Consider the following 262-nt stretch of genomic DNA (forward strand, 5'->3'; position numbering starts at 1 on the left):
CCCAACCCAAAACTAAAACGTGGTCATTGACTATGTCTGGAATTCTGTCTGGAAGACAAGCAGGCCCTATTGTTTGTGAAAATTCAATTTTCTGTACGACTATGACTAGTGCAATATCATTAGACAAGGTCATAGGATTATCCTTTTCATGTTCAATAGTCCGACTAATTGGATAAAATACTGCATTTTTACTTTTTCCTTCAGATGCTGTGAGATTGTGTTCTCCTACCATTAAATGTATTTTCATTTCCTTGAATTCGAC

At 35.9% G+C, this 262-nt stretch carries 1 protein-coding gene; it reads right to left on the bottom strand.

Annotation, left to right across the window (positions count from 1 at the left end; all coding sequences use genetic code 11):
* Positions 1-232, bottom strand: a 232-nt coding sequence (locus L9G74_RS21065) for a trypsin-like serine protease (RefSeq protein ID WP_238898708.1), incomplete at its 3' end; no start/stop codon positions are given.
* Positions 233-262: the final 30 nt, after the last annotated feature.

This window comes from Shewanella electrica (assembly GCF_022321485.1).
GTDB lineage: Bacteria > Pseudomonadota > Gammaproteobacteria > Enterobacterales > Shewanellaceae > Shewanella > Shewanella electrica.